The organism is Caldicoprobacter sp. (genome assembly GCF_047459465.1).
Lineage (GTDB): Bacteria > Bacillota > Clostridia > Caldicoprobacterales > Caldicoprobacteraceae > Caldicoprobacter.
In genome coordinates this window covers 1-15,515 of record NZ_VSCO01000035.1, presented here as the reverse complement: position 1 = coordinate 15,515, position 15,515 = coordinate 1, and the positions used below count along the sequence as shown (strand labels likewise).

The following is a 15,515-nucleotide window of genomic DNA, read 5'->3' as shown; positions in this document are numbered from 1 at the left end:
TTATATCGGCCGGCACCCTCTCCAGCGCCATCACGGCAACCGCCCCGGCTTTCTCGGCGATGATGGCCTGTTCGGGCGTTACCACATCCATTATCACTCCGCCTTTCAGCCTCTCGTTGAGCTCTCTATTCTTCTCAAAGACCTGCTCCATAATATCCCCCTTCCGTACAGAATTTTTATCACGACCCACAAACATTGTTGCGGTACAATTTCCATTATTGTATAATTGTATCGTTATTGTTATTAATAACACAGCAAGTGTTATGGTGTCAATATTGAAACAGGAGATTCTTTATGACACCAAAAACCGACATCCGGCAAGACATCGGAAGTGTACAAAACTTAGAAATATGGTAGGAAGGAGAAATGGTCCTATGGACGACAAAATATTATCCATCTACCTCGACGACAGGCTCCCCACCCCTTTATACATTCAGCTCTTCGTTCAGCTTAAAAGCCTGATTGCAGAAGGGGTTTTAAAGCCCAACGAAAAACTGCCTCCCATAAGAAAGCTGGCCCGGCAGCTGGGGGTCAACACCATAACGGTGGCACACGCATACAAGAAGCTTGAAAGCGAGGGATTGGCCTACTCTGTAGTAGGTAGCGGAACATATGTGGCTTCTCCCAGCAGATATGAGCCGCAGCTACAGCGTCAAGAAGAGGATGAACACCTACAGATGATGGAAAAGGGGCAGGTCCAGGTAAGCAAAGACGCCATAAACTTTGCCAGCACTACCCCTACCCCCGATTTGTTCCCTGTAGACAGCTTTAAAATCCTCATCAATAAGGTATTGGATAGGGACAAGGGGCAAGCCTTTGGCTACCATCAGATTCAGGGCTATCAACCTTTAAGGGAGTCAATATGCCACTATCTGGAGAAATTTTCAATAAAGGTTTTAACGGATGACGTACACGTCATATCGGGAGCACAACAGGGGATAGACATCATCTCCAAGGCCCTTATCGAATACGGCGACTGCGTGTTTGTAGAAAGCCCAACTTACAGAGGCGCTTTAGAAGCGTTTAAATCAAGGGGGGCAAGGATAGTGGAGATACCCATACAGGAGGACGGCATCGACCTTGAAAAGCTCGAAGAGATGCTGTCGGTATATCATCCCAAATTTATATACGTCATGCCCTATTTTCAAAATCCAACCGGCTACTCGTATTCCTACTCTAAAAAGGAGCAGATACTTCAAATGGCCCGACAGCACAAAACCTTCATAGTAGAAGACGATTCCTTGAGCGAACTGTCGTTTACCAAAGAGCAACCCCTGCCCTTAAAAGCCTTCGACGCCTACCAGGTCGTCATCTATATCAAGAGCTTTTCCAAGATATTCATGCCCGGCCTGAGGCTGGGGTTTATGGTGGTACCTCAAGCCTTACGCAGCAGGGTCATTTCGGCAAAGCATACCACAGATATCTCAACCTCCGGCCTCATACAGCGCACCTTTGACCTGTACTTAAGGGAAAACATATGGCAAGAGCACATAGAGTACATGAGGCAGAAGTACAAAAAGAGATATGAAACCTTCCTAAAGGCTGTAAAAGAGAGTTTTCCGGTGAGCGTAAAATACAAAGCCCCGGGTGGAGGACTGCACGTATGGTTTGAACTGCCGCCAGGGTACAACGACCAAGAGGTGTATGCCCGTTGCCTCAAAAAAGGAGTGCTCATTGCGCCAGGCTCCCTGTTCTATCACCAAACTCATGATACGCGCCATTTCAGGTTGAGCTTCGCCGCGGTAAATTCCGAAAAAATACGAGACGGAATCAGAGCGATGGGAGAAGTCCTTCATCAATACGTAGAACAAGAGGCCACCCTGGCGCCATCAAGCCAAGAGTACAGCCCATTACTGTAGGATATGCAGGTCTCAGCCTTTACTGTGCCATATTTTTCAGCGCTTCAAGGTCCTTGATCCGTACCGAAGCGCGGTGAAAGTCTATGATCCCTTCATCCCTCATGTTACACATCTCCCTCGACAGGGAAGGCCGCGAGACGTTCAGAAAATCGGCCAGGGCATTGCGATTCATGGGCAGCATGAAGGTGGTCTTCCCTGTCTTTTTATACTGCTCCAGCAAATACGCGCTTATCTTGCCCCGTATGCTTTTTATGGACAAATACTCAACCTTTCTGCTCAAGGCAATGGCGCGTTCGGATACCATAGTAAGCATATTTTCTATAAGCTTCCTATGCCATGGGCAGGCACGTCCGCACTCGCCAACAATCTTATGGCGGCTTATGAAAAGGGCCTTGCAGGGTTGCTGGGCTTCAACGGTGACAGGCCACAGGGATTCGGTGGAAAAAGCTAAAATCTCCCCGAATACATCCCCAGGCTTAAGGAGCACCATCATCACCCTGTTACCGGCCATATTTTCTTTATAGACGGCTGCCTCTCCTTCCAGCATAATACCCAAGCCGTGAAACTTTTCCCCAGCTATGGCCAAATAATTGCCCTTCTGGTACGCCTTTACCTTTGGTTCGAGGCACTTGATCATTAAAGCGATTTCGTCCTTACTGAATCCTTTAAATAATTCAGCTTTCGAAAGCACTTCTATATATCTTTCCAGTTCCATATGATCACCTTCGATTTTGGTAACACCAGATACCGACATGATAGCTGTAATTATAATATAATAGCCGTGATAAAACAATAGAGCAAAAAAAACGGCACCGTAAACGGCATCAACCATGACGGTTACGAACGAGGCAATGGCGGGTAAAACTACTACGCCTCTTTAAAAGGCCAAATACAAGGAGGTATGAAAGCGTGATAAGAAAGATCGTGAAGATCGACCAGGAAAAGTGCAACGGCTGTGGGCTGTGCATAGATGCTTGTCATGAGGGAGCCCTGCAGCTCGTCAACGGCAAAGCCACCCTGGTCTCTGAGTCGTACTGCGACGGGCTGGGAGCCTGCCTGCCAGAGTGCCCCATGGGCGCCATCACCATTGAGGAGCGGGAGGCTCAACCCTTTGATGAAGAGGCGGTTCAACAACGCATGAAGCAAAAAAAGGAGGAAACGCTGCCATGCGGCTGTCCGGGAACACATGTTAGAACCATGGAAAGGCCTTTCGAAACGCCGGCACAGCAGCATGCATTTGCACCGGCGGAATCGCAGCTGCGCCAGTGGCCATGTCAGATCAGGCTGGTACCGCCAAACGCACCCTATTTCCAGAATGCCAGCTTGCTGGTAGCAGCCGACTGCACGGCGTATGCATATGCCAACATTCATCAGGACTTCATGCGCAATAAGATCACCCTCATCGGCTGCCCCAAGCTGGACGATGTGGACTACTCCGAAAAATTGACCGACATCCTGAAGTACAACGATATAAAGAGCATCACGGTCCTCAAGATGGAAGTCCCCTGTTGCAGTGGCCTTGCATATGCAGTAAGGGATGCAATTGGAAGGAGCGGCAAAATCACCCCCTGGCGCGTGGTCACCATCTCTATAGATGGACACATCATCGAGGACTGAAATAAAAAAGCAGGCATGGGAGCCACCATGCTGAAGCTACTCAGATGAGGGACGATACGAAAGCCGAATGAAGAAAATTGAGAAGATGAAGAGGAAAAGCAAACCGCTTTAAAACCGAAGTTTAAACGCAAAGCATTTTTAAAGATGCCTTTACGGAATCGACATAAGCTCAAAATACTTTAAATAGAACAACGGGAGGTTGATAATTGATGAGCATGTTTTGCAATCAGTGCCAGGAAGCCGCAAAGGGTACGGGATGCACGTTGAGGGGCGTATGCGGCAAGACCGACGATGTAGCAAACCTGCAGGACCTGTTAATATATGTACTAAAAGGAATATCCGTATACACCACCAAGTTGAGGGAGGCGGGCATAAAGCTTCCCGAAGCCGATAAATTCATCATTGAGAGCCTCTTTTCCACCATCACAAACGTCAACTTCGACAAGGAGTACTTCGTAAACAAAATAGCTCAGGCTCTCAAACTGAGAAATAAGCTTAAGGAATGGGCTTTAACTGCTGGCACAAATCTGGACGAAAAACTTCCCGACGCTGCCATTTGGGAAGGCAAAACCTTGGACGACTTTGAGGCCAAAGCCAAAACTGTAGGCCTGCTGGCCGACCAAAATGAGGACATGCGCTCTCTAAAATCGCTGGTGCTATACGGCGTCAAGGGCATGGCGGCCTACGCATACCACGCCCAAGTCCTGGGGTATGAAGACGATGAGGTGTACGGCTTCATGCAGAAGGCGCTGGCCACCCTCCTTGACGACAACCTGACGGCCGACGACCTGGTAGCGCTGGCCATGGAGACCGGCAAGTACGGAGTTCAGATTATGGCGCTTTTGGACAAGGCCAATACTTCCACCTACGGCAATCCCGAAGTCACAAGGGTGAACATCGGCGTAAGGAACAACCCTGGCATACTGATAAGCGGCCATGACCTGAAGGATCTAGAGGAGCTGCTCAAGCAAACTGAAGGTACTGGCGTTGACGTCTACACCCACGGCGAGATGCTTCCCGCCCATTACTACCCGGCTTTCAAGAAATACGAACACTTCGTCGGCAACTACGGAAATGCTTGGTGGAAGCAGGACAAGGAGTTTGAAAGTTTCAACGGGCCCATACTGATGACCACCAACTGCTTGGTACCGCCCAGGGATTCCTATAAGGACAGGCTGTACACCACCGGGGTGGTAGGCTATCCCGGAGTCAAGCACATACCCGTCCGCCAGGACGGCACAAAAGACTTCTCCGAAATCATCGAGCATGCCAAGAGGTGCGCGCCGCCCACCCAAATTGAGACTGGCGAAATTATAGGGGGATTTGCCCACAATACCGTGCTCAGCCTGGCCGACAAAGTAGTAGAAGCTATCAAGGCCGGCAAGATCAAAAAATTCTTTGTCATGGCAGGATGCGACGGCCGAATGAGAAGCAGGGAATACTACACCCAGTTTGCCGAGAAGCTACCCCACGATACCGTCATACTGACGGCGGGGTGCGCAAAATACAGGTATAACAAGCTCAATCTGGGAGACATAGACGGCATACCCAGAGTACTCGATGCGGGACAGTGCAACGACTCCTATTCCCTGGCCGTAATCGCCCTCAAGCTTAAGGAAGCCTTCGGGCTTGATGACGTAAACGAGCTGCCCATAGCTTATAACATCGCATGGTACGAGCAGAAAGCCGTCATAGTGCTACTTGCTCTGCTGTACCTGGGCGTTAAAAACATACACCTGGGGCCGACGCTTCCGGCATTCCTGTCGCCCAACGTGGCCAAGGTGCTGGTAGAAAAGTTCGGCATTGGCGGCATAACCAACGTGGACGATGATATAAGGATGTTTATGGGCGAGTAAATCCAAAAGCCATATGAAGTCAAAAGGGGCTGAATTTTTATTCAGCCCCTTTTGGCGTAATATTGAACCTCCCAGCTTTTTCAGTACAATCGTCTCATCTATAGCAAACATGGATGCCTTCAAATCTAGACGCCTCATGCATGACTGCGCCTTTAGGATTCATATTCGACAAACGGATCGGGTATCACCAGCCATTGAGCGGTTGCATCCGATACCCCTGCATAGAGTACAGCCGTCCCATCTTCCTGGCGTATGAGCCCTCCGCTGAATACCACGTTGTAAAGGTCATTCCGTTTAGCCGGCGAAGGTAAGAAATCATTGCGACAGGCGATTATCTTCAATGGTGAATGGGTCATCGAGTGGGGATCAAAGGCAAAGACCATGGGATAATAATGGCGGTTGCCCTCCTCATCATAGCGAGCGATATGGCCCAGCACTCCTAAAAGGCCGTTCTTCAATACATGCACCTCGTTTACCCCACCCCATTCTTCGTCCACAAAATGCGAATGATATACCTGCGCCCTGTTTATGTTGCTTTCATTTAACTCGTCCAGGGAATTAAGGCATATATACCCTATCTTCCCCCTGCCGCCTATTTCACCCTGAGGTCGTGTAAATACTGCTATTTTCCCATCATTTAAGCTCACAATCCTTATGTCCTTCATCCCGTTAGGTCCGCGGGCAAACAGCTTCATCTCCTTAAAATCCTTGCCGCGGAAAAACAGCGTCCTCCAGCCAATGATTTGATTTTCGTCCAAAGGATTGGTGTCTATCTGCACGCCTCCAAATATGATTTCTCCTTCCACCCGAGTCAAAAACGGGTCCTGAAAGCGCGAAAACTCAGGGGTATCAGGCGACTTGATCCACTTGCCGTTCTTTTCAACAAACACCCATACCTTCGATAGCTCATCGTGCCTGTTCTCCACGCGGCCCGCAAGGTACTTATTGGATCCATGCACAAATGGAGCGGTAATATTGTATATATCCTTCCTGGTCCTGGTTCCAAACTTCACCATACCGGCTTTTATGGGATGACGCTTCTTATCCCGAGCATACTCCTCATAAAGGTCTAGACAGGGGCGAGCAGTCTTAGCAGGCTCAAACATCTATTGTCCACTCCTTAGATAATCATATTTAACAAAAGCTAAAATACGATGTCCTTCATCTCCAATACGGCCACACCCATAACTGTATCGGCACCGCCGTAATACACATAAATGGTATCGTCCTTCACGGCATTGCCGCAGCTGAACACCACATTGGGAACATAGCCGTTTCTTTCCCACTCAAGCTCCGGCTCCAAAATGGGTTCCTTCTGCCTTGCGAGCACCTTTGTTGGATCGGATAGATCCAGAAGAGCTGCTCCCAGCCTGTATACGCTGTTCTCATCAGCTGCATGGTAAATCAACAACCAGCCATCCTTTACCTTAACGGGCGGCCCTGCAATGCCCACCTTAACGCTGTCCCAGTTCCCGGGAATGGGCTTCATTATGGGCGTATGGCCGTACCAGGTCTGCAGGTCATCCGAAAAGGCTATCCAGATATCCGGATATCTCCTGTGCAGCATGACGAACCTACCATCGATCTTTTCGGGGAACAGGGATGCATCCTTGTTGGTTTCATCCAAAACTATCCCTTTTTTCTCCCACTTTATAAGATTTGTGGATGTTGCCAGGCAAATTCTAAAATCCCCTTCATACCTCCCACCATAGGCAATATACATCATATAATAAATCCCATCAATCTTTACTATCCGCGGGTCTTCTACTCCTCTCAGCTCCTGTTCTGTATCATTGGTCATTATGGGCTTATCCAGCCTCATAAAGTTGATCCCATCGTAGCTAACGGCGTATCCTAATCTGGAAACGTACTCCCCGTATCTGGGATGAGGGCCTATGTCGCTGGCCCTGTAAATCAAGTGAAACAATCCATTGTCATAGATTGCGGCGGCGTTAAAAACGGCTGCCCTCTCCCACTGGTTTTCCGCCTTTGGCAGCAATATGGGGTCTTGGGACAATCTCCTAAGCCTTATCACCTAACCATGCACTCCTTTTATTATAATTATTTTATCATCATAGCTGCTCAATTGCCACATGTCTTTTTCCTTTTCTACTCCCTGCTTCTCCTTTTGTGCTTTTGATTATATAGAAATATCAACAGCATTGTAAAGATGGAAACAGCCAGGGATATCATTACCAGCACCAGCTCTACGCCCTCTGTCCTAAAAAATATCAACCATATGCCTGCCAGTACCATCACCAATATGGAGAAAAACAGGAAAATTCCTACTTTCATATATCCACATCCTTGTTGACCAAAAGATGGCATGCTACCCAGTGATTATCCTCCACGGCCTCAAGGCATGGGTTTTGCTCCATACACCTTTCAACGTAATAATTGCATGCGTGGACAAAGGGACATCCCTTGCTTTGGGGCGTCCGTTCGGGAACCTCATAGGACCTCAGCTGTTCCACAACCCTGTTCCTGGCTATTTGCGGATCGGCTATTGGGCTGCTGCTTATCAGCACTTTGGTATAGGGATGAAGGGGATTGTCAAAGACTTTTGCGCCTTCACCCATCTCAACTATTTTACCCCCGTAAATGATGGCCACCTCTCCCTTTTCATAGGTGAAATATTTTGCCGCCCCAATATCATGCAGTACCAGTACAACGGCTATGTTATACAGGTCATTCAGGTCCTTGAAAAGCTTGATTATCGCTGCTCTTAGGGACATATCAATCATGCTGATGGGTTCATCGGCGATTATCACCCGAGGATCTGTAGTTAAAGCCCTTGCAATGGCAAGCCTTTGACGCCCGCCCCCCGATAGATGGTGTGGATATTTGTTGAAAAAATATTCGGCTGGGGTCAGCCCTACCTTTTCCATCAACTCCTTTACCTTTTGGCGAAGCTCTTTACCCCTGATTTTCTGGGCATTTTTCAGGGGATCGGCAACTGTCCTGAATATGGTTTTAGCCGGGTGCAGGGAGCTATATGGGTCCTGATGGACGTACTGCACTTTGCCTCTGAGCAGCTTCTTCTCACCCTTGTTCATACTGCTTATGTTTTCGCCAAACCACAAGACTTTGCCCTGGGAAGGCGACTCCAGAGCAGCCATGATGCGCGCCAGAGTAGTCTTGCCCATCCCGCTTTCTCCCACGATGACCAGCCTATCCCCTTCGGAAACCTCCAGATCTATATCGTCCAGAACAAGTTTGTGATGCTTTTTGAAATACCCTCGTGAAAACACCTTGCTGACATGGGACACTTTTATTACCTGTTGCATCTCATCTTCCTCCCTGGCCATACAGATGGCACGCCACCTGCGCACCGTCTTCCAACGTGAGTAAAGGTGGCTTTTCTTTCTTGCATATTTCCATGACATGTTCACACCTTGGATGGAATCTACATCCCGAAGGGGGGGTTAGCAGGCTTGGCGGGTCTCCCGGTATGGGCTTGATTTTGGACATATCGGCATTTATGGCCATGATGGAACTCATCAACCCTTTTGTGTACGGATGTAGCGGATTTTTGAAAATCTCAAATACCGAATTATATTCCACTATATTACCAGCATAGATGACGGCTATCTTATCGGCCAGCTCTGCTGCCACAGCTATATCATGGGTGACAAATATGAGGGTTATATTAAGGCTTTTCTTCAATTCCTTCAAAAGCTGAATGATATAGGATTGTGTTAGGACATCCAGGGCAGAGGTTGGCTCATCGAGTATTAAAACCTCAGGTTCTAACAAGAGGGCCAAAGCTATTAAAACCCTTTGCTTCATTCCACCCGAAAGCTGCAAGGGATAAGCATACAGCACCGCCTCTGGATTTAACCTAACCATCTTTAATTTTTCGGAAGCATGTTGAATCAATTCCTGACGGCTCCAATTTATTCCATGGGCCTCCACTGTATCCTTAAAATGGTCAATCACCCTCATGGTAGGATTCAAGGATTGCTGAGCCGCTTGAGGCACTAGCGCTATTTGCTTCCATTTTATCTTCCTCAACTCTTCCTTGTTTAAAGCCAGCAAATCCTTTTGACGGTATAACACCCTTCCTTCTAAAAGCCTTCCGTTTAGAGGAAGCGTTCTGGTCATGGCCTCTATGATGGTGCTCTTTCCCGAAGCGCTTTCTCCCACGATGGCGGTTACCGAATTCTCTTCAACGTCAAAGGAAATGCCGTCTGCGGCTTTAATGGTCCCCTCCCTTACGAGATATACCGCTTTCAGATTTTCCACCTTTATTATCAAACCCAATTTATTCATTCCCCCTAAGTCGCGGATTGAAGACCTCTTCGATCCCCTGCGACAACAATACCCCACCGTAAATTAGCAGTACTATGTTCAGCACCACAAAAAACACATAGTGAAAGCCTTTTGCCGTATAAAGCGCCCCCGCCTGGTACAGCGCGTAATTCAGCATTATGCCCCAGTGGGTGGGGTCAAACTTGGCTAACCCTAAAAACATAAGCCCTACCGAAAATTCCATAGCCCCTTTTATTTGCATGACGAAATTTATGAAAATATAGGGGATCAGAAGCTTTGTGATATCGCTAAATAAAATGTAGCTCAAAGGCATGTTGAGCATTCTGGATGCCTCGATAAACTCCTTATTTTTAATGGATAATACTTGAGCAGATATCTGCTTGGCCAACGGGGCCCACAGCCAAATGGCCACCAGCAGCGCTATTTCAAATAGATTGAGATCTTTATCCATGAATATGGCAGCCAGAATGAGCAGCGCTGGAAATGAAGGAATTACCAAAAAAACCATGATGATGGTATCGATTATTTTTCCGGCAATGCCCTCCAGATATCCCCTTGCCACTCCCACAACGGCACCTATCAGTACCGCCAGAAGGCTTGCCAACATGGTAAGGGAAATGACCGCTCTGGAGCCGTGGACAATTTGTTGGAAGATATCCACCCCGAAATAGTCGGTTCCGAAAGGGTGCTTGAGCGAGGGTTTTTGATACCTCTCGGCAAAATTGGAGTTCATGTCCAAAGGCACCACAGCAGCGCCCACCGTTGCCATGAATATATAGATCAACAATATAATCAAACCAATTAGTGACTTCTTGTTTTTTAATAAGGGTTGAATATAATCAAAATAAAAATTTACCATGCTTTCATTTATCATTTTAATTTCACCCTCGGATCAATTAATGCATAGACAAAATCAGCAATGAAAGTGGCCGCTATTACCCCTATTACGATTAAAGTAAACAAACCGGTCAGCAACCCAAAATCCCTAGCGGCAATGGCTTTTGAAAAATAAAAACCTATACCCGGATAATTAAAAATGGACTCGACCAGGGTGTGCCCTCCCAGCATATAGCCGACACCGATTGCCAGGCTTGCCACCAACGGCAATACGGCGTTGTTGCGAATGTACTTCCTTGCGATTACCGAGTCCCTCAAACCCCTTATCTCGGCAAACCTTATGAAATCCTCTTCCATTATCTGGGACGTATTGCCCCGCATGGCCAGGGTCCACGAAGCTATTTGAGGGATAGCAGTAGCTAGCATGGGCCCTAAAGCATGCAGAAATATTTTAGAAATAAATTTAAATGAAAAAGAGGGCTCTACATCAACGGGATAAGCCCCTCCCAAGGGCAATACCTTTAGCGATACCGAAAAGGCGAACAAGATCAAAACCGCCAATATGAAGGGAGGAACAGCCTGTATGATGCTTGAAAGGGTAGAAATAATCCATTCTATTACGGTACCTCTTTTCTGAGCTGCAAAGGCTCCTAAAAATATTCCCACTATGAAGCTAAAAAAGGTAGCAAGGGAAATGACAAAAATGGTCCACGGCAGCGACCTAGAGATGATCTCGTTCACGCTGGTATTGTAAAATGCGGAATACCCAAAGTTGCCTTTAAAGAGGTTCGACATAAACTTGCCATATCTCGTCAACAGAGATTCATTGGGATCTATCCCCATTATGTTTCGCGCTATTTCCAACGCCCGATCGAGAGGGACATTTCTCTGCTGGGCAATAGAAACAGCAAGGCCATAAGCGGGATCGCCTGGCATGTTGTTGACCAGGACAAATATCCCGCTCACGGCCACCACAAATACCACTAAAAGATATAGCACCCTGCTTATAAAGTAATTCATAGATGTACCTCCGCACCTACTTTATCTACCTTGCCACTGGAGATAATTGTCCTGTACCAATCAGCAAATTGTACACTCGTTCAATTCCACCCGGTGCCAAAGTCCATATGGGATCATCTTTTGCGGGCCATCCTTCAACCTTGTACCCGTCACTATAGTAGATTGGCAATACCTTTTCGTACAGGGATATGACCGGCAAATACTCGTTGGTGATATAAGCCAATTGCTGTATTAGCTCTCTGGCCTTATCCTTATCAGCCTGTGCAACCTCTTTTAGGTCCTGCACCAAATCGAAGGGCGAAAGCTCTCCCCATGGAGTTGTATACTTTTCCTTTGCCGGGAAGGAGGTAATTTTGAAGAGATCTCCTTCGTACAGCCTCTGATATCCCGTGAGAGGATGAGGATAACCTTGCCATGTAGCACCAAATTCAATGGCCACATCGTAATCTCCGCTCTGCATGACCTGATCCCTCATGCCCTCAGGGATTATCTGCATCTCCACCTTAAATCCGAAGCTGTTGAGCTGCTGCACTACTTCTCTGGCCGCTAGTACCCAGTCGTTATGGGGACCATATACCGACAGGGTAAATTGCACCGGCTGACCATTGGGGGTTTTCCAGGTATCCCCATCTTTCTTATAGCCTGCATCCGTCAGTATCTTCTCTGCAGCTGCAGAATCATTGGTATACTTGGTCATCTTCTGGATAGTATCCTGATCCAGCCACTCCTGCTCCATGCTCTTTAATATGCCATGGCTGTATTCTCCATAACTGTTGGCCTGCCATACCGATACATCCCTAACTTTATCTTTTTCCAAAATATGAGCAATAGCTTTCCTCAAATTTATGTCTTTAAACAGCGGTCTGTTAAAGTTGAATACCAGCGCTATATCTGAAAGGTCGGATACGGTGAGCACCTGCAAGTTGGGATTTAGAGTAGAAAGCTGTTCAACTACGTCCTTAGGCATGCTTGGATGTGCTGCATCAACTTCGTTAGAAATGAGAGCAGCCCATACAAATTCATTGGAAGACCATTTCTTAAATATGATCTTGTTAATCTTCATTTGCGAATAGGTCCAATGATATTTATTTGCTTCCAGCGCCATTTCAGATTGAGTCACTCTCACCGGTTCAAAAGCGCCCACAACCGGTATTTTACCTAGCGTCTCAAAAGGCGCAAAAGCATTTATCTGTTCTCTAAGTTGCTGGGCTTTCTCGTCGTACTCAGATTTCTTATCTTCGGGTACCGTCTGGCCTTCAATTTCCATATAGTAGATTTCCTTGCCCAATTGTGCTACTTCCGCAGCCGCATCAGCAAAGTCCTTATACACATGCGAAGGCGTGAGTGTTGCCATGGCTCCGTCGGTCAGCAATGTGTGAAGGAAAGAAGTGTTGGTAAGAGTGAAAACGACGGTATGGTCATCAGTAGCTTCTACTTTTTCAATCTCGTAAGGCCATTGCCACATAGCCTGTATAAAATTTATGGTGGTTACGACATCTTTGGATGTAAAAGGTTCTCCGTCGCTGAACTTAACATCACTTCTCAGCTTTATGGTTACCTTGTTGCCATCAACCTCCCAGCTTTCAGCAAGGCGCGGTATATACTCTCCTGTTTTGGGAATGTAATATGCGAAAGGCTCATAAGCAAACCACCATGCACCGCCTATTCCACCCGCGCCAAACGGGTTACCATGAAATGGATAAGGCCAATCTGTTGCAAGCCTTATTTCTCCTGCTTGTTTTGCTTCGGATGTATCTCCTTGCTTGTCATCTCCAGAAGTGCCCTGTTCGGTTTGCTGGGAAACGTTTTGACTGGGCTGACTTTCAGTAGGTTCCTCCTTTCCACACCCAACTAAAATACTGGCCATAAACAAAGCAAGCGTGAGCAATGCAACCCACTTTTTGAGTGCCATTAAATACTCCCCCCACTCTAATTTTAATTATTTTTTGATATGCAAACGACAGAACTCCCCCGCTTATAGACACATAAAGCCATACCAGAATTGCAAAACAAAAGCGGGAGAAAATCTGCGCGATATCCCAAGTGGGTACAGGTTATAAAATGCGATTACTCCAAGAGTTAACCAAATATTTCCTTGACCGATTCCCTTTCTATGAGAGTTACTTCCATACATATGTGTTTATGATAGTTTTCGGGTTGCTGTATAATTTGCAAAAGCCTGTCCACAGCTTGAACTCCCATAAGTTCCTTATTCACTCGAATGGTAGTTAAGCGGGGCCTTATGATATTGCATAAGTCGATATCATCAAAGCCGATTATGGAGATGTCATCCGGTACCTTGATGTTTAATGCATTTAATGCATTGTACAGCGCTATAGCCGCATTATCATTGGAACATACCCACGCGGTGGGCAATTTTTTTAATCCAACAATAATCTCCGTCAGTTTTTCATAATTTTTAGATAAAATATGCTGCTCCACTTCCTCCAATATACAATATTCATAGTCAACTTTTAGGCCAGCTCTTCTCATCCCCTCATTGAAACCCAGCCATCTCTCTTTAAAGCTCAAAGAAAAATCTATTTCACCAAAAAAGCCTATTTGCTTATGGCCCTTTTTTATGAGGTATTGCACTGCTCTGTAAGTACCCACCATGTTCTGGGTCAAAATAGCATCGGTATTAACGGTGAACGAGGCATGATCAACAAGCACGGTAGGTATTCCATACTCCAAAATCTCCATGAGATGTTCATCTTTAATAGTGCCTACAATTAAGATCCCCGCCACCCTTTTACCTTTTACGTTTACGGGGATTTCAAAATTATTGGGATTAATAAAACTCACCACGATATCATAGTCATATCTTTTGGCCTCATTTTCTATCCCTAAAATTACCTTTGTATAAAAATATGTATCACGAAAATTGCGTTCTTCAATTAACAGGCAAATGCTTTTAAAAGGGCTTTTGGGTGTGAAATTCGGGTTTTCATCAAAATACCCTAGTTCAGTGGCGGTCTTCAAAATTATCCTTCTTGTCTCCTCGCTTATACCCTCCTTGTTATTTAAGGCTAAAGACACGGCATTGACTGATAAATTCAGCTTTTCGGCTATATCCCTCATGGTGATTCTTTTTCTTCTCGTCGTAGACAACTCCAACACCTCATGCCATTGTCTCAATAAATATTATAGAGCAACTTATTTTAAATGTCAAGTTTAAAATAGCTTGAATCACTTAATAAATCACTTGAATTATATCCTTTATTAACTTTACAAACAATCTAGAAACAATCATAATAAGGAATTGTAGCGATGACCCTCGACATCATTATTTAAATAAAAAATAAATTTGAGGGGGGGAAACATTACCCCCCTCGCGTTCACATCTATCACGGTCGCTCCTTTTAATCCTCATCAGTGTAAATCTCAACCCCTTTTATGGCTTTTAGCTCCTTTATCAACTTCTCCCGCTTCATACCCCGGGGGAGCATTACATAAAATCTGGTTTGAACCCACTGCTCGTCGGTGGGAACCATCTTTATGTCCCTTATCTGGACGTTCAAACGCCCCATGCACTCGGTCACTTTGGCTATTTGACCTGGTACATTCTGTATATCCAGCTCAATCTCTTCTATTTTGGACTTACTTATAATCAATCGTTCCATCCTCTTGAGCAATATCAACGTTATATAGGCGAGCAGCGCTGCAACCACCGCCACGCTATACAGTCCGGCCCCAATGGCCAAGCCGATACAGGCTACCACCCACAGGCTGGCAGCAGTTGTCAGGCCGCGCACCCTGGCCTTATCCTTAAGGATGGTACCGGCTCCCAGAAAGCCGATGCCGCTTATGACCTGGGCGCCCAAACGGGCCGGGTCCAAGTTAACTACATCGCTATACAACCCGAACAGGTGCATAGAGGTGACCATTACCAGCGTGGAGCCCATGCATACCAACGTATGGGTCCGAAATCCTGCTGGCCGGTTTGTAATCTCCCGTTCTAGCCCCACGAGGCCGCCCAGCAACATGGCCAACACCAGCTTGAAGATATCCTCCAAAAACATAACTTCTTCACACCTCGCCATACAAACCAGTG

General features: G+C 46.5%; 14 protein-coding genes and 1 pseudogene. 3 read left to right on the top strand and 12 right to left on the bottom strand.

Going from position 1 to position 15,515, the window contains the following annotated elements:
* Positions 1-196: pseudogene (locus FWJ59_RS03965) on the bottom strand (pyridoxal 5'-phosphate synthase lyase subunit PdxS); the annotation flags it as partial.
* A 178-nt stretch (positions 197-374) separates the two neighbouring features.
* Here FWJ59_RS03965 and FWJ59_RS03960 point away from each other — a divergent pair.
* Positions 375-1,859, top strand: a complete 1,485-nt coding sequence (locus FWJ59_RS03960; RefSeq protein WP_414480685.1) for a PLP-dependent aminotransferase family protein — start codon at positions 375-377, stop codon at positions 1,857-1,859.
* A gap of 19 nt (positions 1,860-1,878) precedes the next feature.
* Here the strand turns inward: FWJ59_RS03960 and FWJ59_RS03955 are convergent, their stop codons facing one another.
* On the bottom strand, positions 1,879-2,691 hold the full coding sequence (locus tag FWJ59_RS03955) for a Crp/Fnr family transcriptional regulator (protein WP_414480684.1): 813 nt from the start codon (positions 2,689-2,691) through the stop codon (positions 1,879-1,881).
* A 77-nt stretch (positions 2,692-2,768) separates the two neighbouring features.
* On the opposite strand from FWJ59_RS03955, the gene FWJ59_RS03950 reads away from it, so the two are divergent.
* Both FWJ59_RS03950 and hcp read left to right on the top strand, forming a co-directional pair.
* Positions 2,769-3,476: a 4Fe-4S binding protein gene (locus FWJ59_RS03950; RefSeq protein ID WP_414480683.1), complete on the top strand. Its 708-nt coding sequence runs from the start codon at positions 2,769-2,771 to the stop codon at positions 3,474-3,476.
* Between the two features lie 209 nt (positions 3,477-3,685).
* Entirely contained in the window at positions 3,686-5,332 is a 1,647-nt protein-coding gene (hcp, locus tag FWJ59_RS03945; RefSeq protein ID WP_414480682.1) for a hydroxylamine reductase, read from the top strand.
* A 152-nt stretch (positions 5,333-5,484) separates the two neighbouring features.
* Here the strand turns inward: hcp and FWJ59_RS03940 are convergent, their stop codons facing one another.
* The 10 genes from FWJ59_RS03940 to FWJ59_RS03895 form a co-directional block, all read right to left on the bottom strand.
* The gene (locus FWJ59_RS03940; RefSeq protein WP_414480681.1) at positions 5,485-6,438 is read right to left on the bottom strand and encodes a DUF1861 family protein; all 954 of its coding nucleotides are present in this window, start codon (positions 6,436-6,438) and stop codon (positions 5,485-5,487) included.
* A 38-nt stretch (positions 6,439-6,476) separates the two neighbouring features.
* Positions 6,477-7,367 carry a glycosidase gene (locus FWJ59_RS03935; RefSeq protein ID WP_414480680.1) on the bottom strand — a complete coding sequence of 297 codons (891 nt, stop codon included), beginning with the start codon at positions 7,365-7,367 and terminating at the stop codon, positions 6,477-6,479.
* A 74-nt stretch (positions 7,368-7,441) separates the two neighbouring features.
* Positions 7,442-7,627, bottom strand: coding sequence for a hypothetical protein (locus FWJ59_RS03930; protein ID WP_414480679.1), 186 nt, complete (start codon positions 7,625-7,627; stop codon positions 7,442-7,444).
* Positions 7,624-8,619, bottom strand: coding sequence for an ABC transporter ATP-binding protein (locus tag FWJ59_RS03925; protein WP_414480688.1), 996 nt, complete (start codon positions 8,617-8,619; stop codon positions 7,624-7,626). Before FWJ59_RS03925 ends, FWJ59_RS03930 begins: the two co-directional genes overlap by 4 nt.
* 1 nt (position 8,620) lies before the next feature.
* Positions 8,621-9,595 (bottom strand): ABC transporter ATP-binding protein, encoded by a 975-nt coding sequence (locus FWJ59_RS03920; protein WP_414480687.1) that lies wholly within the window; start codon positions 9,593-9,595, stop codon positions 8,621-8,623.
* A gap of 1 nt (position 9,596) precedes the next feature.
* Positions 9,597-10,478: an ABC transporter permease gene (locus tag FWJ59_RS03915; RefSeq protein WP_414480678.1), complete on the bottom strand. Its 882-nt coding sequence runs from the start codon at positions 10,476-10,478 to the stop codon at positions 9,597-9,599.
* Positions 10,475-11,461, bottom strand: coding sequence for an ABC transporter permease (locus FWJ59_RS03910; RefSeq protein ID WP_414480677.1), 987 nt, complete (start codon positions 11,459-11,461; stop codon positions 10,475-10,477). The genes FWJ59_RS03915 and FWJ59_RS03910 overlap by 4 nt, the downstream gene beginning before the upstream one ends.
* Before the next feature lie 25 nt (positions 11,462-11,486).
* A complete protein-coding gene (locus FWJ59_RS03905) occupies positions 11,487-13,373 on the bottom strand; it encodes an ABC transporter substrate-binding protein (RefSeq protein ID WP_414480676.1) in 1,887 nt (628 codons plus the stop codon).
* Between the two features lie 167 nt (positions 13,374-13,540).
* Positions 13,541-14,572 (bottom strand): LacI family DNA-binding transcriptional regulator, encoded by a 1,032-nt coding sequence (locus FWJ59_RS03900; RefSeq protein WP_414480675.1) that lies wholly within the window; start codon positions 14,570-14,572, stop codon positions 13,541-13,543.
* A 251-nt stretch (positions 14,573-14,823) separates the two neighbouring features.
* A complete protein-coding gene (locus FWJ59_RS03895; protein ID WP_414480686.1) occupies positions 14,824-15,447 on the bottom strand; it encodes an MgtC/SapB family protein in 624 nt (207 codons plus the stop codon).
* Positions 15,448-15,515 lie beyond the last annotated feature (68 nt).

Bases quoted from the DNA above. Each gene is read 5' to 3' on its own strand.
- FWJ59_RS03960 (WP_414480685.1), top strand. From the start codon at position 375: ATGGACGACAAAATATTATCCATCTACCTCGACGACAGGCTCCCCACC.
- FWJ59_RS03955 (WP_414480684.1), bottom strand. From the start codon at position 2,691: ATGGTTGATGCCGTTTACGGTGCCGTTTTTTTTGCTCTATTGTTTTAT.
- hcp (WP_414480682.1), top strand. From the start codon at position 3,686: ATGAGCATGTTTTGCAATCAGTGCCAGGAAGCCGCAAAGGGTACGGGA.
- FWJ59_RS03940 (WP_414480681.1), bottom strand. From the start codon at position 6,438: ATGTTTGAGCCTGCTAAGACTGCTCGCCCCTGTCTAGACCTTTATGAG.
- FWJ59_RS03930 (WP_414480679.1), bottom strand. From the start codon at position 7,627: ATGAAAGTAGGAATTTTCCTGTTTTTCTCCATATTGGTGATGGTACTG.
- FWJ59_RS03925 (WP_414480688.1), bottom strand. From the start codon at position 8,619: ATGCAACAGGTAATAAAAGTGTCCCATGTCAGCAAGGTGTTTTCACGA.
- FWJ59_RS03915 (WP_414480678.1), bottom strand. From the start codon at position 10,478: ATGATAAATGAAAGCATGGTAAATTTTTATTTTGATTATATTCAACCC.
- FWJ59_RS03910 (WP_414480677.1), bottom strand. From the start codon at position 11,461: ATGAATTACTTTATAAGCAGGGTGCTATATCTTTTAGTGGTATTTGTG.
- FWJ59_RS03905 (WP_414480676.1), bottom strand. From the start codon at position 13,373: ATGGCACTCAAAAAGTGGGTTGCATTGCTCACGCTTGCTTTGTTTATG.
- FWJ59_RS03895 (WP_414480686.1), bottom strand. From the start codon at position 15,447: ATGTTGCTGGGCGGCCTCGTGGGGCTAGAACGGGAGATTACAAACCGG.